This is a genomic window from Actinomycetospora succinea, from assembly GCF_004363095.1.
GTDB lineage: Bacteria > Actinomycetota > Actinomycetes > Mycobacteriales > Pseudonocardiaceae > Actinomycetospora > Actinomycetospora succinea.
On the sequence record NZ_SNYO01000005.1, the window covers coordinates 97,806 to 119,144 of the forward strand.

The window sequence follows — 21,339 nt, forward strand, 5'->3', positions numbered from 1 at the left end:
CGTCACTGATCATCCGTTCGGCGCCGGTCCGTCGTCGCAGGGGAACCAGCCGGATGCGGTCGGTGACGGTTCCGGTCGGGGTCCGCGGCCTCCCGCGGAGATCGCGCACGCTCCGGGTCCGGACCGCCGAGCAGGCTCGCCGGGCGGATCGCCGCAACGCCGAAGCGGGATCGCGCCAGGTCAGCGGCGCGCTCGGCGTCGGACCACCCGTGCTCGGGCTCGCCGAGGACGATCTGTTCGGGCGCGCGGTCGGCCGGCACGAGACCTTCACCACGCACGCCGAGCAGCCGGACCGGGGCGATGGGGCCCAGCGCGTCGAGGAGGTCGACCGCGGTGGCGTGGAGGTCGCGGGCGAGATCGGTGGGCGCCGGGAGCGTCCGCGCCCGTGTGATCGTCGTGAAGTCGTCGAAGCGGACCTTGAGCGCGACCGTCCGCGCGCGCATCCCGCGCTGCCGCAGCATCCGGGCGGCGCGGTCCGCGAGGCGCAGCAGTTCGCGGCGCCGGAGGGCCGGGTCGACGAGGTCGTGGGCGAAGGTCTCCTCGGCGCCGGCGGACTTCTCGCGACCGTGCGGGTCGACGCGGCGCTCGTCGACGCCGTGCGCCAGGGAGATCAGGTGCGCGGCGTGCGCCTCCCCCACCGCGCGTCGCATCGTCGTCGGCCCGGCCGCGGCGACGTCGGCGACCGTGGTGATCCCGTGGCGGCCGAGCACCTCCTCGGTCCGCGCGCCCACACCCCACAGGGCACCCACCGGCAGCGGGTCGAGGAACGCGCGCACGCCGTCGGCGGGGACGAGGTGCACCCCGTCGGGCTTCGCGACCCGGGAGGCGAGCTTGGCGACGAACATCGTCGAGGCGACGCCCACCGAGCACGTGATCCCCTGGCTCGCCTCGACCTCCGCGCGGATCGCGGCGGCGACGCCGAGCGGCGTGGTGCCGAGGCGGCGCAGCGCGCCGGACACGTCGAGGAACGCCTCGTCGAGGCTCAGCGGCTGCACGAGCGGGGTCACCGAGCGGAACACGGCCATGACCGCGCGGGACACCTCGGCGTACGCGGCGAAGTCGGGCGGGAGGAACACGGCCTGCGGGCAGAGCCGGTGCGCCCGGGCCGAGGGCATCGCCGACCGGACGCCGAAGGCGCGCGCCTCGTAGGTCGCCGAGAGCACCACCCCGCGCTCGGGCCCTCCCCCGACGACGACCGGGCGCCCCCTCAGCTCCGGGCGCGACCGGACCTCGACCGCCGCGTAGAAGGCGTCCATGTCGACGTGCAGGACACCGCACCCGGCGTCGGCGCCCGCGGGCGCGGATGCGCTCAGCCCGGCCGCCGGGCGAGGACGTGCAGGCGGGCGGCCATGTCGCGCAGCGGCGGGGTGCCGGCGGCGATGTCCTCGAGCTCGGCGAGCGGGTCGGACGGGCCGGACTCGAGCACCCCGTCGGGGACGAGGTCGGCGAGCACCCGGTGGCCCTGCACCCGCTCGACCGCGAGCTGCCCGCCGGCCTCGACCAGCGTGCGGATCTCCTCGACGTCCATGCGCCGACGCAGCGGGTCGCCCGGGCCCCAGCGTCCGGTGGGGTCGACGAGCACCTGGCGCGCCTCGACCAGCCGGCCGGCGACGACCCGCGAGAGCACGGCCGCGAAGCGCCCGGCGACGAGCAGCGAGACCGCCCCGCCCGGGGCCGCGGCGCCGGCGAGCGCGCGGCACGCCTCGGCGGGGTCGTCGACGTACTCGAGCAGCCCGTGACCGAGGACGAGGTCGGCCTCGCCCTCGCCCACCGACTCGGCCAGCGCGTCGACGTCACCCTGGATCGCGCGCACCCCCGACGCGACCCCGGACTCGCGGGCACGGCTCTGGAGCACGGCGAGGGCGTTGGCGCTGGAGTCGACCACGGTGACCTCGCAGCCGTCCGCGGCCAGCGGCACCGCCCAGGTACCGCTGCCCCCGCCGACGTCGAGCACGCGCGGCGCGGCGCCGTCGCGCCGGGAGCGTGCCGCGGTGAGCTCGACGCGCAGGGTGCGCGCGACGACGTCGACCGGGGCGAACGACGCGGCACGGGTCACCGCGACACCGTAGAACGTGTGACGGGTGCTCGGCGCCACAGGATCAGCGGTCCGGCTCCGGCAGGCTCCGCGTCCGGCCGGTACGTTCACCGCGTGCACGTCACGGCGGTCCTGAGTCTCAAGGGCGGTGTCGGCAAGACGACCGTCGTCCTGGGCCTGGCCGGGGCGGCGCTCCGGGCCGGTCTGCGCACCCTGGTGGTCGATCTCGACCCCCAGGGCAACGCGACGACGGCGCTCGAGCCCGAGGGCACCGAGACCACGATCGCGCAGGCGATGGAGCGGCCCTCGGCGGCCGTGCTCGCGTCCTCGATCGGCGTCAGCGCGTGGGGCGACGAGGTCGACGTCCTCGTCGGCTCGGAAGAGGTCGAGCGGCACAACCACCCCGACCCGAACTCGCAGCGCCTCGGGCGGCTCGCGCGCCTGCTGTCCGCCATCCCCCGCAACGGCGACGAGCCGGACACGGGCGTCCCCGCGTACGACCTGGTGCTCATCGACTGCCCGCCCTCGCTGGGCCAGCTGACCCGGTCCGCGCTGGTCGCGGTGGACCGCGCCGTGCTGGTGACCGAGCCGACGATCTTCGCGGTGTCGGGGGTCCAGCGGGCGTTCGAGGCAGTGCAGGCCGAGCGCGAGCACAATCCGGACCTGCAGCCGCTGGGTGTGCTGGTGAACAAGTACCGCTCGCGGTCGTCGGAGCACGAGTTCCGCGTCGGCGAGCTCCGGGAGCTCTTCGGCCCGCTGGTGCTCTCCGGCGTGCTGCCCGACCGCAGCGCCGTGCAGCAGGCCCAGGGCGCCGGGGTGCCGATCCAGCGCTGGGACACCCCGGGCGCCCGGGAGATCTCCAGCCAGTTCGACGGCCTGCTCGGCCGGATCGTCCGGTCGCGCTCGGGCCGCTCGCACCGGGCCCGGGCCCGCCAGGCCCCGGACGCCTGAGCGCCCCTCAGTGCCTCCGGCCCGCCACGGTGCGGGTGACGAGGGCGAGGAACAGGTCGGCCTGGCGGACCATGTCGTCGGCGTCACGCTGTGACACGCGACCCCGCACGCCGGCCTCGACCGCCGAGCGCGTGGCCGAGTGCGCCGCGAAGAACGCCGCCCACTCGCCGTACTCCGGGGCCACCGAGGCGAGCAGCGTCCAGGCGTCGGTGGGGCGCGAGGCGCGCTTGGACCGGGCCCGTAGCGCGAGCACGGCCGCCGCGGCGCGCAGGGCCCCGAGGTGGGCCGAGCGGAACCGCTCGGCGGGCTCGTCCTCGGCCTGGGCCGCCCGCAGCTCGTCGCGCGCCGCCCCGAGCAGCTGCACGACCGTCTTCGAGGGCGGTGGCGGCGGCGGGGCGGCGGGCCCCGGGAACGACTCCGTGGACCGGCCGGTGGCCCCGCGCGTGGCGGAGCGCACCGGGCGGCCCTCGCGTCCCGGGGCGGGGGTCGGGACGGTCGGCGGGGTGGACGTGGGGCCGGACTGCCGGTCGCCCGGGGTGGTGTCGAACAGTCCGGGCATCGCGAGGGCGCTGGTCACGGTCGGTCTCCTCCGGGACGGGACGGGCAGGGACGGGGCGGGCGGGAACGGGGCGGGCAGGGGTCAGGCATCGGCCCAGCGCAGGTCCCACACGCCGGGCCCGGAGCGCATGCGCAGCACGAACTCGCCGGGCGGCAGGTGCGGCTCGTCGGACCGGGAGGCGAGCACCCGCCAGCACCGGCACCGGTCGCCCCCGACGGGCATGGCCGAGAGGAACGGCCACCGGGACTCCTCGATCCAGCGGTCACGGACCTCGGTGACCAGGTAGTGGCTGTCGCGCCGGTTCGGGCGGCGATGGAACTCGACGGGGTCGCCGTCCGCGCAGCGGACCTGGACCGGCGAGGGACTGCGAACCACGATGCGTCCTCCACGGCGGGCTCGTGCTCCCCGGCCCGTGGCTCGGGCCGGGTGGGTGCCTGCCACCGTGGGGAGCCGGCGGCACTCCCGGGCGACGGGGCGCTTCCCCCGCCCCGCCGCCCGAGTCATCGAACATGTGTTCGATGCGGACCAGTGAACCCGCTCGGTCCGACGCCGTCAAGTCGCCTCGAGGGGGTGTCGGACGGGTCGCGAACGGGTGGCCCCGCGGGCCGCATCGCGGTGTGCGGTCGTGGTGAGATGGCGGGGTGCCGCACCCCGCCGCGTCAGGTCCCGGGGCAGGTCCGGGAGCCGGCCGGTGACCGCCGCCCCGGCCCGGGCGTCCGTCGTCGACCTGACGCCCGACGATCTCGCGGCGCGGCTCGACGAGGCGCTCACCGTCTACGTCCGCGCGATGGGCTATCCGGCCGGCACCGTGCGCCAGCGCCGCCCGATGTGGGTGGAGCACTCCCGCCGCGCGGGCTGGCACGCGGCGGCCGCGATCGGGCCCGACCGCTCGCTGTGGGGCATCGCGTACGGCTACCCCGGCGCCCGCGGGCAGTGGTGGTACGAGGAGGTGCGGCGGGGCCTGCTGGCCTCCGGCGCCGCCGGCCGTGAGCTGGCCGAGACCGTCCTGGGCGACTACTTCGAGCTCACCGAGCTGCACGTGCGCCCGGACGTCCAGGGCGGGGGCGTCGGCGAGGCGCTGGCCCGCCGGCTGCTCGCCCACCCCGCCGACCGGCACGTCCTGCTCTCCACCCCGGAGGCCGACAACCCGACCCGGGCGTGGTCGCTCTACCGGCGCCTCGGCTTCCGCGACGTCCTGCGCCACCACCGCTTCACCAGCGACCCCCGCCCGTTCGCGGTGCTCGGGCGCCCCCTGCCGCTCGACCCGCCGGAGACGCCGGGCACCCGGGACGCTCCCCCGGGCCGCGCCTGAACGGCACCGTCGGGGGCGCCTGGCACCATGCGCGGGTGCCCGACACCGCTCCCCTCCCGACCGCCGAGCCCGTGAGGACGGTCGGGCCCCGCCGCCGCGCCCTGGTCCTGCTGGCGGTCGTCCTCGCGCTCGTGGGCACGCTGGGCGCCGGGTGCGTGCGGGTGCGCGCCGGCATGGCCGTCTCCCCCGACGACCGCGTCTCGGGCGTGGTCGACATCGCGACGCCCGACGGGGCGCCGGGCGGGTCGGGCCCGCCGCTGCAGGTGCCCGACGAGCTCAGCGGCGACGTGTCCGTCGAGCGCTACGAGCAGGACGGCTACATCGGCTCCCGGCTGCGCTTCGACGACCTGACGTTCGACGACGTCACCCGGGTGCTGCCGGCCATCAGCCCGTCGACGGGCCAGGCGATCCGCGTGCAGATGCGCCGCTCCGGCGACCGCGTGGTGGTCACCGGCCAGGTCGACCTGACGCGCGTGTCGCCGGAGAGCTCCGACGTCCAGCTCAAGATCGCGTTCCCCGGCGAGATCCGCCAGACCGACGGCACCGCCGCGGGCGGCGTGATCAGCTGGACGTTCAACCCCGGCACGGTCACCGACGTCAACGCGGTCGTCGACTACCCGGACCCCGACGCGCCGTCCTGGGTCCTCTGGGCGCTGCTGCTGCTCGCGGTCGTCGCGGTCGCCGTGGCCATCGTGTTCCTGCTGGCCAACTCGTCGCGCACCCAGGTGCACACGCGCGCCCGCCGCTGACCCCGCCCCGGGAGGACGGGGTCAGCGGGGACCGTCAGACGCTCGGCCGCGCCGCGATGCCGAGCCGCTCGACGACGTCCACGACGGCGGGCGAGCGGTTCATGCTGATGTAGTGGATGTTGGTGACGCCCTCGTCGAACATCCGCTGGGACAGCTCGACGCAGAGGTCGATCCCCGCGTCGCGGTAGCCGGCCTTGTCGTCCTTCAGCGGGTCGAGCCGCTCGCTCATCACCGACGGCAGCGGCGCGCCCGCGAAGTCCGCACCCCGCTCGGCCGACTTCGGCGTGGTCACCGGCATGAGCCCCGGCATGATCGGGATGTCGCAGCCCGCGGCGGCGATCCGGTCGCGCATCCGCAGGAACTGGTCGGCGTCGTAGAACATCTGGGTGATCGCGAACTCCGCCCCCGCCTTCACCTTCTGGATGAAGAAGCGGGTGTCGGAGTCCTCGTCGACCGACCGCGGGTGCAGGTAGGGGAAGGCCGCGACACCGCAGCAGAAGTCGCCGAGGCGGCGCACCATGTGCACCAGCTCCTCGGTGTAGCTCAGACCGGCGGGGTGGGGCACCCAGTCGGCGTCCTTGTCCCCGGGAGGGTCGCCCCGGATCGCGAGCACGTTGCTGATCCCGGCGGCGGCGTAGGAGCCGATCACCTGACGGAGGTCGTCGAGGGAGGCGTCCACGGCCGTGAGGTGGGCCATCGCCGTCAGCGTGGTGTCGGTGGCGATGCGCCCCGTGGTCCGCACGGTGCGGTCGCGGCTGGAACCGCCCGCCCCGTAGGTGACCGACACGAAGGCCGGGTCCAGGGGCTCGAGGTCACGGATGGTCCGCCAGAGGGTGGCCTCACCCTCGTCGTCCTTGGGCGGGAAGAACTCCGCCGAGAACGTCGGCACCCCGCGCTGGATGCGCTCCGTCACAGTAGCCATCCGGCGACCCTACGGTGACAGGGCGTTCACGCGGGGGGTGCTTGTGACCGGGACCGCCCGATCAGCCGGTTCCGCCGGACGCCCCTACGCTCGTTCCCATACACGGCGGACGTCCTGAGGGGAAGAGCGCGTATGACGGTGGGCGGAGCCTCGACGACGATCGGGCACGGGCCCGCGGACCCGTTCGACACCGACGGCCGGTACGACCTCGCCTCCCTCGAACGCGACCTGCCCGCGGCCGTGACGGCCGAGCTCGCCGACTACCTGGCCGGGCGCCGGCAGGACACGCTCGACGTGGCCGAGGAGTTCGCCGAGGCCACCGACGACCTGACGCGGTTCGTCCTCGCGGGCGGCAAGCGCCTGCGCCCGACGTTCGCGTGGTGGGGCTGGCGGGCCGCGGGCGGGCTGGACGACCCCGGGACCGTGCTGCGGGCCGTGAGCGCCCTGGAGCTGATCCAGGGCTGCGCGCTCGTGCACGACGACCTCATCGACGACTCGGCCACCCGCCGCGGCCAGCCGACCGTGCACGCACGGTGGTCGTCGCGGCACACCGGCGCGGGCTGGGCGGGCGACCCGACCCGGTTCGGCGCGGCGGTCGCGATCCTGCTCGGTGACGTGGCGCTGGCCTGGGCCGACGACATGCTCCACGACGCCGGCCTCGATCCCACGGCGATCCGGCGCGCCCGCCCCGTGTGGCAGGCCATGCGCACCGAGGTCCTCGGCGGGCAGTTCCTCGACGTCAGCGGGCACGCCTCGTCGGACTCGCGGCCCGAGACCGCGCTGCGGATCAGCCGCTACAAGACGGCGGCCTACACGATCGAGCGGCCGCTGCACCTCGGGGCGGCGATCGCCGGGGCCGACGACGCCACCGTGCGCGCCCTGCGCCACTACGGCCGCGACCTCGGCATCGCCTTCCAGCTGCGCGACGACGTGCTCGGCGTGTTCGGCGACCCGGCCGTCACCGGCAAGCCCGCGGGCGACGACCTGCGCGAGGGCAAGCTCACCCTGCTCGTCGCCCTCACCCGCAACCACCCCGACCGCGCCACGGCCGCCGTCGTCGAGCGCACCCTCGGCAAGCCCGACCTCACGGCCGACGACGTCGCCGCCGCGCGCGAGGCGATGCAGACCCTGGGTGTCGTCGACGACGTCGAGGCGCGCATCGCCGACCTCACCGCCTCGGCGCTCGACGCCGTGCGGGGCACCGACGCCCCGGCCCTCGTGCCGCCGGCCCCGGAACGGCTCGCCGACCTGGCCGTCGCGGCGACCCGGCGCGCCCGGTGAGCCGGACCGTCCGGTCCCCCACCGACCACGTCGTCGTCGTGGGCGCGGGCCTCGCCGGGCTGGCGACGGCGCTGCACCTGCTCGGCGCGGGCCGTCGCGTCACCGTCGTCGAGCGCGACCCCACCCCGGGCGGCCGGGCAGGCCGGCTCGACCTCGACGGATTCCGCCTCGACACCGGCCCGACCGTCATCACGATGCCCGAGCTCATCGAGGAGGCCCTCGGCGCCGTCGGGGAGAAGCTCGGCGACCGCCTCGAGATGGTCGACCTCCACCCCGCCTACCACGCGCGGTTCGCCGACGGGTCCGCGATCGACGTGCACACCGAGCCCGGCGCGATGGAGCAGGAGATCCGCGAGAAGGTCTCCGCCGCCGACGCCGAGGGCTACCGGCGGCTGCGGGCCTGGCTCACCGAGCTCTACCGGGTGCAGATGGCGACGTTCATCGACGCCAACTTCGACTCCCCGCTCGACGTCCTCTCCCCCGACCTCGCCCGCCTGGGCGCGATGGGCGGCTTCGGGCGCCTCGGGCCGCGGATCGGGAAGTACCTCGCCGACGAGCGGCTGCGGCGGATCTTCTCCTTCCAGGCGCTCTACGCGGGCGTCCCGCCGGCCCGCGCCCTCGCCGCCTACGCCGTGATCGCCTACATGGACACGGTCGCCGGCGTCTCCTTCCCGAAGGGCGGGGTCCGCGCGCTGCCGCAGGCCCTGGCCGACGCCGCCGCCGACGCGGGGGCCGAGTTCCGCTACGGCACGACGGTGACCGGGCTGGAGCGCTCGGCGGGCCGCGTGCGGGCGCTGCGGACGGTCCCGACCGGCGAGCCGGGGGCCGACGGCGACCGCCTCGCCGCCGACGCCGTCGTGCTGACCTGCGACCTGCCCGTCGCCTACGGCCTGCTCGGGCGCACCCCGCGGCGGGTGGTGCCGACGCGCTGGTCGCCCTCGGCGTACGTCTGGCACGCGGGGGTCCCGGCCGGTACAGGCCTGGGCCACCACACCATCTCGTTCGGCGACGCCTGGGCGAGCACGTTCGACGAGATCATCACCGACGGGCGGCTGATGTCCGACCCGTCGTTGCTGGTCACCCACCCCACGGCGACCGACCCGTCGCTCGCGCCCGCGGGCCACGAGCTGGTCAGCGTGCTGGCCCCCGCCCCGAACACCGACCTCGCCCCGCTCGACTGGGAACGGATCGGGCCGCGCTACCGCGACGAGCTGCGCGGGGTCCTCGCTGGCCGCGGGATCGAGCTCGGCGAGCCGGTCGCGGAGCACATGATCACCCCCGACGACTGGGGCCGCCTGGGCCTCGCCGCGGGCACGCCGTTCTCGGCCGCGCACACGTTCGCCCAGACCGGCCCGTTCCGCGCCGGCAACCTCGTGCGCGGCGAGGGCAACGTGGTCCTCGCGGGGTCGGGGACCACGCCGGGCGTCGGCGTCCCGACGGTGCTGGTGTCCGGGAAGCTCGCCGCGGCGCGGATCACGGGATGAGCCGGTCGTGAGCACCGCCGAGCTCGACGCCGCCGGGATCGCCGACCCCGCGCTCCGCGACGCCTACACCCGCTGCCGCGGGCTCAACGCCGCCCACGGGCGCACGTACTTCCTGGCCACGCGCCTGCTCGCCCCGGCCCAGCGGCCCGCGATCCACGCGCTCTACGGGTTCGCGCGGATGGCCGACGACGTCGTCGACGACCCCGAGGCGGACGCCTCGCCCGCCGCCGTCGCCGCCCGGCTGGAGGAGGTGCGGGCGCGCATGCGCCGCGGGCTCGCGGGCACCGACCCGCGCGCGCTCGTGGCCGAGGGCGAGCCGGTGGTCGCGGCGCTGGCGGACACCGTCGCCCGCTACGGCATCGAGCACCGCCACCTCGAGGACTTCATGGACTCGATGGCCATGGACCTCACCGTCACCGACTACCCGACCTTCGACGACCTCGCCCGCTACGTGCACGGGTCGGCGGCGGTGATCGGGCTGCAGGTGCTGCCCGTGCTCGGCACGGTGGTGCCCCGCGAGGAGGCCGCGCCGTTCGCCGCCGACCTCGGCGTGGCGTTCCAGGTCACCAACTTCCTGCGCGACGTCGGCGAGGACCTCGACCGCGGGCGGGTGTACCTGCCCCGCGACGAGCTCGCCGCGTTCGGCGTCGACCGCGAGCTGCTCGCGCACGGCCGCGCGACCGGGCGCACCGACCCGCGGGTGCGCCGGGCGCTGGCCCACCTCGTCGCCCGGACGCGCGCCGTCTACCGGCGCGCCGAGCGCGGCATCGCCCTGCTCCACCCGGTGTCGCGGCCGTGCGTGCGGACCGCGCACGTGCTCTACGGCGGGATCCTCGACGAGATCGTCGCCGCCGACTACGACGTCCTCGCCCGGCGCGTCGCCGTCGGGAACGGGCGGCGGGCCGCCGTCGCCCTCCCCCGCCTCGCGCACGCCGTCGGCACGCGCTGGCGGCACCGGGTGACGGCGTGAGCGAGCTCGTGCTCGCGTTCGACGCGGCGTGCACGCGCTGCCGGGCCGTCGCGGCCGCGGTGGCGGACACCGTCGGGCCCGACCTCGACGTGCTCCCGCTCGCCGACTACCGCGTGGCCCTGTGGCGGGCCGAGGCCGGCGTGGAGCGCGACGGGCCGACGCTCATCGAGATCACGGCGACCGACGGCGACGACCGGGTCCGCGCGTGGACCGGGCCGGCGCTGGGGCCCGCACTCGTCCGCCGGCTCGGCGCCGGGCGCACGATGCGTCTGCTGCGGGCGCTGCGCGCCCACGGCGTCCTGGGGGACGCGACCCGCGGGATGCTCAGAACGCCATCGCCTGGGCGCGGCGCTTGACCTCGCGCCCGCGGTCGGAGCGCAGGGCGTCGATGGGCATGCCGGGCAGCGACTCGTCGTCCGCGAAGAGCCAGCGCAGGATCTCGGCGTCGGCGTAGCCGCCGTCGCGGAGCACCTGGATGGTGCCGGGCAGCCCCTTGACCACCCCGTCGGTGGTGAGGAACGCGGCGGGCACCACCCACCGGTCGTCCTCGCGGACCCCCAGCAGCTGGCCCTGCTTGATCATCTGACTGACGCGTGTGCGCGGCACACCGAGACGCTCGGCGACCTGGGCGAGCGTCTCGACCTCGATGTCGTGCCCCACGATGGCGGCGACGGCGGCGGACTCGGACACGCGGTCACTGTGCCAGAGCAGCGGCGCTTTCGGACCCCGTACGCGCCGGGCTCAGAGCGCGTTGATCAGCGCCTCGGCGAGACCGTCCGGGTTGGCCAGCGCCAGCAGGTGCCCGCCCGGGATCACCACCGGCTCGACCCCGGCGCGCTCGCGGGCCAGGCGGACCTGGAAGTCGGCGGGGAAGAACCGGTCGTCCCGACCGACGACGACCGTCACCGGCACGTCGGGCCACGCCGGCAGCGACCAGCCGTCGCGGAACGGGCCGTCGGTCTGCTCGCGCTGGTGCTCGGCGCCGGCCGCGGCGACGTCGGCCGGGACGTCGTGCAGGAACTCCCAGGCCTCGTCGAACCCGGCGTCCTCGCGCCCCGCGGCGCGGATCGCGGCCTCCTTGGCCTCCTCGTGTCCCGACGCCGTCCACCAGTCCCCCGGGTTCTCCCCGACGGCCGGGATCATCGCGTTCGTCAGCACGAGCCGGCGCACGGGCCTCGTGCGGGCGATCTCGGTGGCGGTGGGCCCGCCCAGCGACTGGCCGACGACCACCACGTCGCGCCGGTCGCCCAGGGCGGCGAGCGCGACCTCGACGTAGCGCGGGACGCCCGCCGCCGGGTCGTCGGCCGGCAGGTCGGGCGCGACCACCTCGTCGCCGCGGGCGTGCAGCCGCTCCGCCACCAGGTGCCAGTACCACCCCGCGCCGCCCGCGCCGGGGATCATCAACCACGTCGTCACGCCGGTCACCCTAGGGCCGTCACCCGACAGGGCCGGGCGCGTCGCGCGCGAGGATCCCCGCAGGTCATCACCCTCCTCGTAGCATCGCGCGCATGGCCGCTCCCACCGCGCACCCCGAGGGGACGGTGCTGGAGGGCCGCTACCGGGTGGACGGGGTGCTCGCACGCGGCGGGATGTCGGTGGTGCACCGGGGCGTCGACCTGCGCCTGGAGCGCCCGGTGGCGATCAAGATCCTGGACCGCTCGCTGGCCTCGGACCCCGCCTTCGTCCGGCGGTTCGAGCGTGAGGCCCGGGCGGCCGCCCGCCTCGCGCACCCGGGGATCGTCGCCGTCCACGACCAGGGCCGCGACCCCGACGGCACCGTCTTCCTCGTCCTGGAGCTCGTCGAGGGCGGCACCCTGCGCGACGTCCTGCGCGACCAGGGGCGTCTGCACCCCGCGGCGGCGCTGACGGTCGCCGAGCAGATCGTGACGGCGCTGCAGGTCGCCCACGACCGCGGGCTGGTGCACCGCGACGTGAAGCCGGAGAACGTGCTGATCGGACGCGACGGGTCGGTCAAGGTCGCCGACTTCGGGCTGGTCGCGGCCGCGTGGGAGACCGACCCCGACGACTCCGGCGAGATGGTGCTGGGCACCGTCGCCTACCTCGCGCCCGAGCAGGTCACCGACGGCCGCGCCGACGCGCGCAGCGACGTCTACGCCACCGGGATCGTCCTGTTCGAGCTGCTCACGGGCGTCCCGCCGCACGGTGGCGGAGACGCGGTGTCGGTCGCGCGCCGTCACGTGCAGAACGACGTCCCGCCGCCGTCGTCCGTGGTCGGCGGCGTCCCGCGGGCGCTGGACCGGCTCGTGATCGCCGCGACGCACCGCGACCCGGAGACCCGCCTCGCCGACACCGCCGCGTTCCTCGCCGCCGCCCGCGGCGTGCGGATCGACGCCGACCTGCCCTTCCACCCGGTGCCGCTGCCGCCGCGCCGCGCGAGCACCGGTGGCTCGCGGCCGCTGCGGGGCACGCGGCTGCTCGACCTCGACGGGGACCAGGTCTCCGACGTCACCGACCGGTCGCGGACCCGCCGCCCGCCGCGGGAGGAGCCCGAGGAGCCCGACGACGACACCTGGGAGGGCGAGGCCTGGGAGGAACTCCCGGACGAGCCCGACGACGAGGACGACGTCGACGTCGACGACCTCGAGCACGACGACGACCAGCCCGCCCGCCGCCGCACCGACACGGTCGACGACATCGACGTCGCCATCGAGCAGATCGAGCGCCGGCGCGCGCGGTCCCGCTCGCGCCGGCTGCTCGCCGCCTGGCTCCTGCTCGAGGCGATCGCGACCGTGGCGGCCGGGGCCGCCGGGTGGGGCCTCGGCCTCCCGGGTTAGCCGCCCTCGTGCCGGAGACGCAGAGCGGCGCGACGCAGGAGCGCCGACCTGCGCCTCCTCGGCGCGGTCAGCCTCTGAGCATCTCCGCCACCAGGAACGCCAGCTCCAGCGACTGCTGGGTGTTCAGGCGCGGGTCGCAGGCCGTCTCGTAGCGGCCGGCGAGGTCGGTGTCGGAGATGTCCTGCGCGCCGCCGAGGCACTCGGTGACGTTCTCGCCGGTGAGCTCGACGTGGATGCCGCCGGGGTGGGTGCCGAGGCGCTGGTGGACCTCGAAGAAGCCCTGGACCTCGTCGACGACCTGGTCGAAGTGCCGGGTCTTGTAGCCGGTGGACGCCTCGACGGTGTTGCCGTGCATGGGGTCGCACTGCCAGATGACCTGGTGGCCCGACGCCGTGACCTTCTCGACGATCGCCGGGAGCACGTCGCGCACCTTGCCCGCGCCCATGCGGGAGATCAGGGTGAGGCGGCCGGCCTGCCGGTGGGGGTCGAGGCGCTCGACGTACTCCACGGCCTGCTCCGGGGTGGTGCCCGGCCCGATCTTGAGACCGATCGGGTTGGCGAGCAGCTCGGCGAACGCGATGTGCGCGCCGTCGAGGGCGCGGGTGCGCTCGCCGATCCAGAGGAAGTGGGCGCCGAGGGAGAACAGGCGCGCGTCCTCGCGGCTGGTGGCCTCGACCCGCGAGTCGAGGCGCAGCAGGGCCCGCTCGTAGTCGAGGACGAGGGCCTCGTGGCTGGCAAAGATCTCGGTGCCGTGCAGCGAGTGGTCGGTGACCCCGGCCGCGGACATGAACCGCAGCGCCCGGTCGATCTCCGCCGCGACGGCCTCGTAGCGCTCGCCCGCCGCGCTGGTGCGGACGAACTCGCGGTTCCACTCGTGGACCTCGTGCAGGTCGGCCATGCCGCCGGAGGTCAGCGCGCGCACCAGGTTCATGGCGGCGCCGGCGTTGGCGTACGCGCGGATCATGCGGCCCGGGTCGGGGATGCGGCGCTCCGCGTGCGCGGCCAGCGAGTTGACCATGTCGCCGCGGTAGCTCGGCAGGCCGAGCGCGTCGGTGGCCGACGAGCGGGGCTTGGCGTACTGCCCGGCGATCCGCCCGATCTTCACCACGGGCAGCGACGCCCCGTAGGTGAGCACCACGGCCATCTGCAGCAGCGTGCGGATGTTGCCGCGCAGGTGCGGCTCGGTGTTGTCGGCGAAGGTCTCGGCGCAGTCGCCGCCCTGGAGCAGGAACGCCTCGCCGCGCGCGACGGCGGCCAGCTGCGTCTGCAGCCGGTCGACCTCGGCGGGCACGGTGATCGGCGGGACGTGCTCGAGCACCGTGCGCACGTCCGTCACCGCCTGCGCGTCGGGCCACTCCGGCTGCTGCAGCGCCGGGCGCGACAACGCGTCGTCCAGGCGGTCACGCAGGTGGGAGGGCAGCGGGGGCAGGCCGGGAAGAGCATCCACGGGAAGGTCGACGGACCACACGACACATCAGCGTAATGGTGCGGTCCGAGGCGCCGGCTGTGTTCCCCGTGACGACCTCCTCGCGAGGCGTGTCGCCTACTCCGGGACGCCGCTGCCGACGCGGCGCTGCCAGGCGGCGTCGATCACCTGCCAGCGCGCGAGGTTGTGCCGCGCGTCGGCGAGGGCGTCGTGCGCGTCGGCGGGGGCGGGCGGCAGCTCCGGCCTACCGACGTCGTCCCAGCGCTGGCGCAGGTCGCGGGTGAAGCGCGGCAGGGCGCGCGGCAGGTCGGGCATCGCGCCCCACAGCTGGGCGATCGCGACGTGGTCGTAGGCGGCGTACCAGGCCCAGAGCTCGACGGGGCCCTCGCCGGCGGTCACGAACTCGTAGAACGCCTCGCGGATCGCGAGCCTGCTCTTCCAGGCGGGGTCCGACATCGAGGGCAGCTTGTCGAGCACGTTCTTCCGGACCCACGGCCCGGCGCGCATCGGGTCGAACTGGCGGGAGATCGCGTAGAACTCGTGGCCCTGCTCGTCGACCGCGCCCACGGAGACCAGCTCGATCGTGGTCCCGTCCTCGATGAACTCGCAGTCGTAGAAGTACCGGGCCACTCCCCCATTGTCGCGGGCGGCCCGTCAGGCCGCCTGCGGGGTGCCCTGGTCCTTGACGGTGCTGGCGTAGACGTCGACGTACTCCTGCTCCGAGAGCACCCGCACGGCGTCCATGATCTCGTCGGTCATCGCCCGCTCGACCTGGCGGTCGTCGGTGATGCCGGCGTAGCGCGAGAAGTCCAGCGGCGGCCCGATGCGGATGCCGATCCGGCACGGACGCCAGAAGCGCGATCCGACGGGGTTGGCCCGGTCGGTGTCGATCATCGCGACCGGGACGACGGGCACGCCGGCCTCGAGCGCCATCCGGGCGACGCCCGTGCGGCCCTTGTAGAGCCGCCCGTCGGGCGAGCGGGTGCCCTCGGGGTAGATGCCGAACAGCCGGCCCTCGCGCAGCACGCCGATGCCGGTGTCGAGGGCCGCGCGCGCCGCGCGCCCGTTGCCGCGCTCGATCGGCACCTGGCCCATGCCGGTGAAGAACCAGCGCTTGAGCGTGCCGACGAGGCCGGGCTGGGTGAAGTACTCGGCCTTGGCGGGGAACGCCATGCGCCGGGGCACCATCAGCGGCAGGACGAACGAGTCGATCACCGCGAGGTGGTTGGACGCGACCAGGGCCCCGCCGTGGCGCGGGAGGTTCCCGGCGCCCACGACCCGCGGCCGGAACGCCACGCGCATCAGCGGCCCGAGCAGGGCGTACTTCATGATCCAGTAGAGCACCGGGCCTCCGTTCGTCCGCCCCCGCCGGCGGCGACGAGCCTAGGGCGTGGGGCCCGGGGACGGCACCGCCGCGCGACGGGGTCACACCCCCTGGTGACCCCGGGAACCGGACACGGGGCACCCGGTTCGCCGCAGGCGGGGACCGTCCGGCGCGACACGGGCACCGGCGCGTGACCCGACCGTGTGGGACGTGCCACGATAGGGATCCCGAACCGCTCCCCGCCCCCGTGGCGGCCTGACGCCGCGCCGTCCGGCGCTCGGAGGACCCCGTGCCGCTGTTGCCCGGAGCCGAGCCTTTCGCCTCCGACCCCGGCGACGGGACGCGCGAGATCGGGGTCGTGCTCAGCCACGGGCTCACCGGGACGCCGCAGAGCATGCGGGCATGGGGCGAGCACCTCGCCGCGGAGGGCATCGGCGTCCGCGGTCCCCGCCTGCCCGGGCACGGCACGCGCTGGCAGGACCTCAACCGCACCCGCTGGCCCGACTGGTACGCCGAGGTCGAGCGCGCCGTCGACGACCTGCGGCGCGAGTACCGCTCGGTGTTCGTGTTCGGCCAGTCGATGGGCGGCACGCTCACGCTGCGCCTCGCCGAGGAGCGCGGGGACGACCTGGCCGGGATCGCGCTGGTCAACCCCTCGGTCACCACGCTGCGCAAGGACGCGTCGATCGCGCCGTACATCCAGTGGGTCGTGCCCTGGGTGCCCGGCGTCGCCAACGACATCAAGAAGCCGGGCGCCACCGAGCTGGCCTACGACCGCCTGCCCACCCGCGCGGCGGTGTCGCTCACGGCCTTGTGGCGGCTCGTGCGCCCCGACCTCGGGCGGGTCCGCTGCCCCGTCCTGCTGTTCCGGTCGCCCACCGACCACGTGGTCGAGCCGATCAACAGCACGCTCGTTCTCGACGGCGTCGCGTCCGAGGACGTCACCGACGTCGTCCTGCACGACAGCCACCACGTCGCCACGCTCGACAACGACGCCCCCCGCATCTTCACCGACAGCGTGGCGTTCGTCCGCCGCGTGCACGCCGCCCGGCACTCGGTGACGGACCCCGCCGGCTCCACCTCAGGGACCACCGCATGACCGCGCCCGACCCCGACGCCACCGGACCCGACGGGCTGCGCCCCGACCCGGCCGGCCGGCGCCCCGACCTCCCCGAGGACGTCGACGCCGCCTTCGCCTCGATCGTCGCCGACTGGGCCGCCGACGGCGCCCCGCGCTGGCCCGACGAGGAGTCCGGCCCCGTCGCGCCGGAGGCCCGCTCCGACGACGGGCCGCCCGCCGGCACCGGGACGGTGACGCCGCCGCAGGGTCAGCGCGCGCCGTCGTCCGACGCGCCCGTCTCCCGCCCGCGCGCCCACCCCGCCGAGGGCCACCGCCGCCACGTCCCGCCGACACCCCCCGAGGACGAGCACTACGTCCCGCCGGAGCCGCCGCCGCTCCCGCGTCTGGGTCTGAGCAGCCTGCTCGGCCTGGCGCTGCTCGTCGTCGGCGTGGTCCTGCTCGCGGTGCCCGGGCTGCTCGGCGGGCCGGTCGGGCTGGGCATCGTGCCCGGCCTCCTCGCGATGACCGCGGGCCTGGGCTGGCTCGTGTTCGGGCTGCGCCGCCACCGGGAGCCCGAGGACGGCCCGGACGACGGGGCGATCCTCTAGATCACGTTCGCTGGGCGCGCTCGCGCGCGTCCAGGGCGGCGCCGATCACGCCGGCGCGCCCGCCCAGCATCGCCGGGCGGACCTCGGCCAGGCGGCGGTGCCCGGTGCCGGTGACCTCGTCGGCGTAGCGCCGCCGGGCCCGGTCCAGGTACAGGGGTGCCGACGCCGACACCTCCCCGCCGATCACCACGACGTCCGGGTCGAACACGTCCGCGACCAGGGCGAGCGCCTGGCCCAGCCACTCCCCGAACTCGTCGACCACCCGGCGGGCCAGCGCGTCGCCCGCCTCGGCCGCGCGCGCGACGTCGCGCCCGGTGACCGGCTCGGCGCGCTCCCACGTCGCCCGGAGCACCGAGAAGTCCTCCGAGGCGGCGATCAGCTCCTCCGCCGAGCGGCCCAGCGCGGTGCCGCTGCAGTAGCGCTCCAGGCAGCCGTGCTTGCCGCACGGGCAGGGGCGCCCGCCCCGGACGACGGTGAGGTGCCCGAGCTCCGGCGCGACGCCGTACGCGCCGCGGTACACGGCGCCGTCGACGAGCAGGGCCGCCCCGATCCCGGTGCCCAGGGCCACGAGGACGGCCACCGTGGCGCCGGCCGCCGCGCCGACCCGGTGCTCGGCGAGGCCCGCGGCGTTCGCGTCGTGCTCGAGGACCACGGGCAGGCCGAGGCGCTCGGTGAGGCGGTCGACCACGGCGTCGTCGCGCCACGGCAGGTGCGCGCCGAACGCCACGCTGCGCCGGTCGGGGTCGACGAACCCGGCGACCGCCAGCCCGACCGCGCCGACGGACCGCCCGGCGGCCAGGTCGCCGACGAGCTCGGCGACCGTGTCGTCCAGCTCCCCGGCGGACTCGGGGGTGGCGGCGGACGCCTCGGCGAGGACCGTCCCGTCGGGCTCGACGACGGCGGCGCGCACCGACGTGCCGCCGATGTCGACGCCGACGGTCAGCACGACGCCTGGCCGCCGGGCGGACCCTGCTCGGGACGGGTGCCGCGGCGGCCCGGGCGCTCGGGGCGGCGGATCGCGATGCGCTGCACCGAGGGTCGCGCAGAGGCGGCGGTCGGCGGAGCCGCGGGCGGCGTGCCGGTCGTCGACGAGGCCGTCGTGGCGGTCGTCGGCGGCGCTGTCGTGGCGGTGGTCGGCGGGGCTGTCGTGGACGCCGTCGTGGACGCCGTCGTCGCTCGCCGCGGTGCGGGGCGGGGGGCGCCGCCGGTGCCCCGGGCGGCGGAGCGCGGGGCCGACGCGCGCGGGTCGTCCGCGGCCGTCCCGGCCTGCTCGGCGGTGGCGTTGGCGGTGGTGTCGCCGGCGGTCGTGTCGCCTTCGGTCGTGCCGTGCGCGGTGGTCGCGGCCGTCGCGGCCCGACCGGCGGTGGTGTCGCCGGTCGCAGTGGTGTCGCCGACGGTCGTGTCGCCTTCGGTCGTACCGTGCGCCGTGGTCGCGGCCGTCGCGGCCCGGCCGGCGGTGGTGTCGCCGGTCGCGGGGCCGTCGGCGGATGCCGCGTACTCGGCCGTCGCGGGCGCGGTGTCGCGGAACGCGGCGGAGCGGGGCGAGGCGCGACGGATCGGCACCTGGCGTCCCGCGGGTCCGCTCGCGGCGGTCCGGCGGGTGCGCGGCGTCGGCCGCGGGGCCGCCGTCGGCGGCTCCGCAGCGGACGGCGTCCCGACCGGGTCGTCCCCCTCGTCGCCGGCGCCGGCCTCCGGCGCACCCGCACCCCAGCCGTCCCACGCGCCCCACTCGGCGGGCCAGCCGGCCGGGGGCGCGTCGCTCGTCGGGGCCTGCGTGTGGTGGGCGTGGCCGTGCGACGGGTCCTGGTGCGCCTGCACCATGAGCCGCACCAGCGCCATCAGCCCCGACGCCTGCTCGGCGAGCTTGGCGGTGAGCTCCGGCTGCTCGCCGCGCAGGGCCGCGACGAGCGCGCAGACCGGGCACCACGAGCACGGGCCGGGACTCTGCGGCGGGCGCATCCCGAGCCGCGAGCGTCCGCTCCGCGTCGGTCCCGGGGTCGTCCCGTGCGTCCCGGCCGCCGACGCCTCGACGCGCGCGCCCAGCCAGTCGATCAGGGCCGACGCCGTCGCGCGGGCCTCCTCGGTCAGGCGCTCCTGCGCGGCGCGACCGGCGTCGCCCGCCCCTCCCCCCGGCGCGCTCACCGCATCCACACCGCGGGGTCCGGGCGGAAGACCACCGAGAGCAGGTCGTCGTCCAGGTCGGCGCCCGTGACCTCGCAGCGCCGCAGCACCGGGGGCAGCGCGACCGCGCGGCGGCGGCCGTCGACGGTGACGGCGAGCTCGTCGCCGATGCGGGCGAGGTCGACCTCGGCCTCGCCGATGCCGGAGACGTGCAGGTCGAGCACGAACTCGCTGTCGGGCTCGGTGCCCGTGCCCGCGGTGCGGCGCACGGCGACGAGCGCGCGGCCGACCGGGCCGTCGAGCGGGTCGTCGTCGCCGTAGAGGGTCTCGGCCAGCGTCGCGAGGGCCTCGACGCCGACGGGCTCGCCGGCGTGGTGGGGCACGCGGCGGACCGGGACGTCGCCGCCGGCACCGGAGAGGTCGGCGAGCACGGCCTCCTGCTCGGCGCGCCGGGCGCGGACCCAGGTCGCGGCCTCGCCGCGGCCCTTGCCGGCGTCGGGCACGAGCCGGTTGGCGACCATCCCGTCGACGTGCAGCCCGTGCAGCGCCAGCGCGGTCAGCGTGCGCCGGGTCTCCGCCGCGACGACCCGCTCCGGGGTCAGGACCAGGCGGATCGTCGTCGTGCGGTGGTCGGCGAGGAGGTCGCGCAGGCCCGCGAGCTGCTCGGCGAGCCGGGAGAGCGACGCCGCGGCGGCGTCCCACTTCGCGACGGTCGCGCTGCTGCCCGCGAGCCCGGCCAGCACGCCGCGCACGGCGCGGCGGTGGGTCGGGAAGAGCCGCTCGAGGTAGGAGCCGAGCGCCTCGGGCAGGGCCAGGAGGCGCAGCGTCTCGGCGGTCGGCCCGCAGTCGACGACGACGACCTCCCACGGCCCGTCGATCGTGGCGCGGCGCACGTCCTCGAGGGCGAGCAGCTCCTCGACGCCGGGCAGGACGGTCAGCTCGTCGGCGACCATCTCGTCCACACCCGCGCCCGCGAGCAGCGTGCGGAGCTGGGTGCGCAGCGGCTCCCACGCCTCGTCGACGAGCGCGCGGGTCTCGATGTGGGCGGCGAAGAGCCCGGGGTAGAGCTCGGGGGCGATCTCGCGGGGCGTGCCGTCGAGGCGGGCGGCGAGCGCGTCACCCAGCGAGTGCGCGGGGTCGGCCGAGAGGGCGAGCACCTTGCGCCCGCCGCGCGCGAGCGCCACGGCCGTCGCGGCCGCCGTGGTCGTCTTCCCGACCCCGCCCTTGCCGGTGAACAGCAGGACCCGCACTCAGCCCTCCACGCGACGCTTCAGCCCGGTCAGCGCTTGGTCCATGATCCGCTTCTCGGCCCGGCGCTTGAGCAGGCCGGGCAGCGGCACGGCGAGGTCCACCGAGAGGGTGTACGTGACCTCGGTGCTGTCGCCGCCGTCGGCGACGCGGTAGCGGCCGCGCTGGGAGCGCTGCATCTGCCCGGACACGAGGTCCCAGGTGACGCCGTCGTCCACCCAATCGTAGGCCAGCACGTAGTTGTCCTTGATCGGGCCGGCGTCCAGGTTGAACCGGACCTGCTCGGGACGACCTTCGTCGTCGTGGGTGAGCACCGTGGCCGACGTGATCGAGTCCGCCCACTCGGGGTAGGCCTCGAAGTCGGCGATGACCCCGAGCACGTCGGAGGCCGGCGCCGCGATCGTGATGGATTGGGTCGACTCGTCGGCCATGGCGCGAGAGGTTACCGCCGCCGCCCGCGACGGGGGCACGCCCGGTGCGACCCCGGCCGACGG

24 protein-coding genes are annotated in these 21,339 nt (G+C 76.3%); 10 read left to right on the top strand and 14 right to left on the bottom strand.

Going from position 1 to position 21,339, the window contains the following annotated elements:
- Positions 1-2: 2 nt before the first annotated feature.
- On the bottom strand, positions 3-1,313 hold the full coding sequence (dinB, locus tag EV188_RS19000) for a DNA polymerase IV (RefSeq protein WP_341770780.1): 1,311 nt from the start codon (positions 1,311-1,313) through the stop codon (positions 3-5).
- Positions 1,310-2,056 (bottom strand): class I SAM-dependent methyltransferase, encoded by a 747-nt coding sequence (locus EV188_RS19005; protein WP_243741822.1) that lies wholly within the window; start codon positions 2,054-2,056, stop codon positions 1,310-1,312. The genes dinB and EV188_RS19005 overlap by 4 nt, the downstream gene beginning before the upstream one ends.
- A gap of 93 nt (positions 2,057-2,149) precedes the next feature.
- Here EV188_RS19005 and EV188_RS19010 point away from each other — a divergent pair, with 93 nt between their 5' ends.
- Entirely contained in the window at positions 2,150-2,986 is an 837-nt protein-coding gene (locus EV188_RS19010) for a ParA family protein (RefSeq protein WP_133827879.1), read from the top strand.
- 7 nt (positions 2,987-2,993) lie between these two features.
- Here the strand turns inward: EV188_RS19010 and EV188_RS33010 are convergent, their stop codons facing one another.
- Together EV188_RS33010 and EV188_RS19020 are read right to left on the bottom strand one after the other, a co-directional pair.
- Positions 2,994-3,563 carry an SAV_6107 family HEPN domain-containing protein gene (locus tag EV188_RS33010; protein WP_279536757.1) on the bottom strand — a complete coding sequence of 190 codons (570 nt, stop codon included), beginning with the start codon at positions 3,561-3,563 and terminating at the stop codon, positions 2,994-2,996.
- A 63-nt stretch (positions 3,564-3,626) separates the two neighbouring features.
- Positions 3,627-3,920: a hypothetical protein gene (locus EV188_RS19020; protein WP_133827880.1), complete on the bottom strand. Its 294-nt coding sequence runs from the start codon at positions 3,918-3,920 to the stop codon at positions 3,627-3,629.
- Between the two features lie 316 nt (positions 3,921-4,236).
- Here EV188_RS19020 and EV188_RS19025 point away from each other — a divergent pair, with 316 nt between their 5' ends.
- Complete coding sequence (locus tag EV188_RS19025; protein WP_133827881.1) at positions 4,237-4,857, top strand: GNAT family N-acetyltransferase; 621 nt, start codon at positions 4,237-4,239, stop codon at positions 4,855-4,857.
- Positions 4,858-4,892: 35 nt separating this feature from the next.
- The gene (locus EV188_RS19030) at positions 4,893-5,606 is read left to right on the top strand and encodes an LppM family (lipo)protein (RefSeq protein ID WP_208114280.1); all 714 of its coding nucleotides are present in this window, start codon (positions 4,893-4,895) and stop codon (positions 5,604-5,606) included.
- A gap of 34 nt (positions 5,607-5,640) precedes the next feature.
- On the opposite strand, the gene EV188_RS19035 is transcribed toward EV188_RS19030, so the two are convergent.
- On the bottom strand, positions 5,641-6,528 hold the full coding sequence (locus tag EV188_RS19035) for a methylenetetrahydrofolate reductase (RefSeq protein WP_133827882.1): 888 nt from the start codon (positions 6,526-6,528) through the stop codon (positions 5,641-5,643).
- Between the two features lie 132 nt (positions 6,529-6,660).
- Here EV188_RS19035 and EV188_RS19040 point away from each other — a divergent pair, with 132 nt between their 5' ends.
- The 4 genes from EV188_RS19040 to EV188_RS19055 are packed head-to-tail and all read left to right on the top strand — an operon-like array spanning position 6,661 to position 10,619.
- A complete protein-coding gene (locus EV188_RS19040; RefSeq protein ID WP_133827883.1) occupies positions 6,661-7,809 on the top strand; it encodes a polyprenyl synthetase family protein in 1,149 nt (382 codons plus the stop codon).
- A complete protein-coding gene (gene crtI, locus EV188_RS19045; protein ID WP_133827884.1) occupies positions 7,806-9,293 on the top strand; it encodes a phytoene desaturase family protein in 1,488 nt (495 codons plus the stop codon). Before EV188_RS19040 ends, crtI begins: the two co-directional genes overlap by 4 nt.
- A gap of 7 nt (positions 9,294-9,300) precedes the next feature.
- Positions 9,301-10,263, top strand: a complete 963-nt coding sequence (locus EV188_RS19050; RefSeq protein WP_133827885.1) for a phytoene/squalene synthase family protein — start codon at positions 9,301-9,303, stop codon at positions 10,261-10,263.
- Complete coding sequence (locus EV188_RS19055) at positions 10,260-10,619, top strand: hypothetical protein (protein WP_133827886.1); 360 nt, start codon at positions 10,260-10,262, stop codon at positions 10,617-10,619. Before EV188_RS19050 ends, EV188_RS19055 begins: the two co-directional genes overlap by 4 nt.
- Here EV188_RS19055 and EV188_RS19060 read toward each other — a convergent pair.
- Both EV188_RS19060 and EV188_RS19065 read right to left on the bottom strand, forming a co-directional pair.
- Positions 10,588-10,953, bottom strand: a complete 366-nt coding sequence (locus EV188_RS19060) for an Rv2175c family DNA-binding protein (RefSeq protein WP_243741823.1) — start codon at positions 10,951-10,953, stop codon at positions 10,588-10,590. The two genes, EV188_RS19055 and EV188_RS19060, sit on opposite strands and share 32 nt — an antisense overlap.
- A gap of 51 nt (positions 10,954-11,004) precedes the next feature.
- Positions 11,005-11,679: an alpha/beta fold hydrolase gene (locus tag EV188_RS19065; protein WP_133827887.1), complete on the bottom strand. Its 675-nt coding sequence runs from the start codon at positions 11,677-11,679 to the stop codon at positions 11,005-11,007.
- A 92-nt stretch (positions 11,680-11,771) separates the two neighbouring features.
- On the opposite strand from EV188_RS19065, the gene EV188_RS19070 reads away from it, so the two are divergent.
- Entirely contained in the window at positions 11,772-13,058 is a 1,287-nt protein-coding gene (locus EV188_RS19070; protein WP_208114281.1) for a protein kinase domain-containing protein, read from the top strand.
- A gap of 67 nt (positions 13,059-13,125) precedes the next feature.
- Here the strand turns inward: EV188_RS19070 and EV188_RS19075 are convergent, their stop codons facing one another.
- From EV188_RS19075 to EV188_RS19085, 3 genes are all read right to left on the bottom strand, one after another.
- Positions 13,126-14,526: a class II 3-deoxy-7-phosphoheptulonate synthase gene (locus EV188_RS19075; RefSeq protein WP_133827888.1), complete on the bottom strand. Its 1,401-nt coding sequence runs from the start codon at positions 14,524-14,526 to the stop codon at positions 13,126-13,128.
- A gap of 75 nt (positions 14,527-14,601) precedes the next feature.
- Complete coding sequence (locus EV188_RS19080) at positions 14,602-15,114, bottom strand: polyadenylate-specific 3'-exoribonuclease AS (protein WP_133827889.1); 513 nt, start codon at positions 15,112-15,114, stop codon at positions 14,602-14,604.
- A gap of 24 nt (positions 15,115-15,138) precedes the next feature.
- Positions 15,139-15,828, bottom strand: a complete 690-nt coding sequence (locus EV188_RS19085) for a lysophospholipid acyltransferase family protein (RefSeq protein ID WP_133827890.1) — start codon at positions 15,826-15,828, stop codon at positions 15,139-15,141.
- A gap of 269 nt (positions 15,829-16,097) precedes the next feature.
- Between EV188_RS19085 and EV188_RS19090 the strand changes: the two genes are divergently transcribed.
- Both EV188_RS19090 and EV188_RS19095 read left to right on the top strand, forming a co-directional pair.
- Complete coding sequence (locus tag EV188_RS19090; protein WP_133827891.1) at positions 16,098-16,907, top strand: alpha/beta hydrolase; 810 nt, start codon at positions 16,098-16,100, stop codon at positions 16,905-16,907.
- Positions 16,904-17,476 (top strand): DUF308 domain-containing protein, encoded by a 573-nt coding sequence (locus tag EV188_RS19095; protein ID WP_133827892.1) that lies wholly within the window; start codon positions 16,904-16,906, stop codon positions 17,474-17,476. The genes EV188_RS19090 and EV188_RS19095 overlap by 4 nt, the downstream gene beginning before the upstream one ends.
- A 1-nt stretch (position 17,477) precedes the next feature.
- Here the strand turns inward: EV188_RS19095 and EV188_RS19100 are convergent, their stop codons facing one another.
- Genes EV188_RS19100 through EV188_RS19115 form a run of 4 tightly spaced genes read right to left on the bottom strand, consistent with a single transcriptional unit; the run spans position 17,478 to position 21,276 of the window.
- A complete protein-coding gene (locus EV188_RS19100; protein WP_133827893.1) occupies positions 17,478-18,422 on the bottom strand; it encodes an ROK family protein in 945 nt (314 codons plus the stop codon).
- Positions 18,416-19,618, bottom strand: a complete 1,203-nt coding sequence (locus EV188_RS19105; RefSeq protein ID WP_133827894.1) for a hypothetical protein — start codon at positions 19,616-19,618, stop codon at positions 18,416-18,418. The genes EV188_RS19100 and EV188_RS19105 overlap by 7 nt, the downstream gene beginning before the upstream one ends.
- Positions 19,615-20,847 (bottom strand): ArsA family ATPase, encoded by a 1,233-nt coding sequence (locus tag EV188_RS19110; RefSeq protein ID WP_133827895.1) that lies wholly within the window; start codon positions 20,845-20,847, stop codon positions 19,615-19,617. Before EV188_RS19110 ends, EV188_RS19105 begins: the two co-directional genes overlap by 4 nt.
- Positions 20,848-21,276 (bottom strand): SRPBCC family protein, encoded by a 429-nt coding sequence (locus EV188_RS19115; RefSeq protein ID WP_133827896.1) that lies wholly within the window; start codon positions 21,274-21,276, stop codon positions 20,848-20,850.
- Positions 21,277-21,339: the final 63 nt, after the last annotated feature.

Excerpts from the sequence above, each read along its gene's own strand:
- EV188_RS19035 (WP_133827882.1), bottom strand. The coding sequence starts at position 6,528 with ATGGCTACTGTGACGGAGCGCATCCAGCGCGGGGTGCCGACGTTCTCG.
- EV188_RS19095 (WP_133827892.1), top strand. The coding sequence starts at position 16,904 with ATGACCGCGCCCGACCCCGACGCCACCGGACCCGACGGGCTGCGCCCC.
- EV188_RS19040 (WP_133827883.1), top strand. The coding sequence starts at position 6,661 with ATGACGGTGGGCGGAGCCTCGACGACGATCGGGCACGGGCCCGCGGAC.
- EV188_RS19070 (WP_208114281.1), top strand. The coding sequence starts at position 11,772 with ATGGCCGCTCCCACCGCGCACCCCGAGGGGACGGTGCTGGAGGGCCGC.
- EV188_RS19115 (WP_133827896.1), bottom strand. The coding sequence starts at position 21,276 with ATGGCCGACGAGTCGACCCAATCCATCACGATCGCGGCGCCGGCCTCC.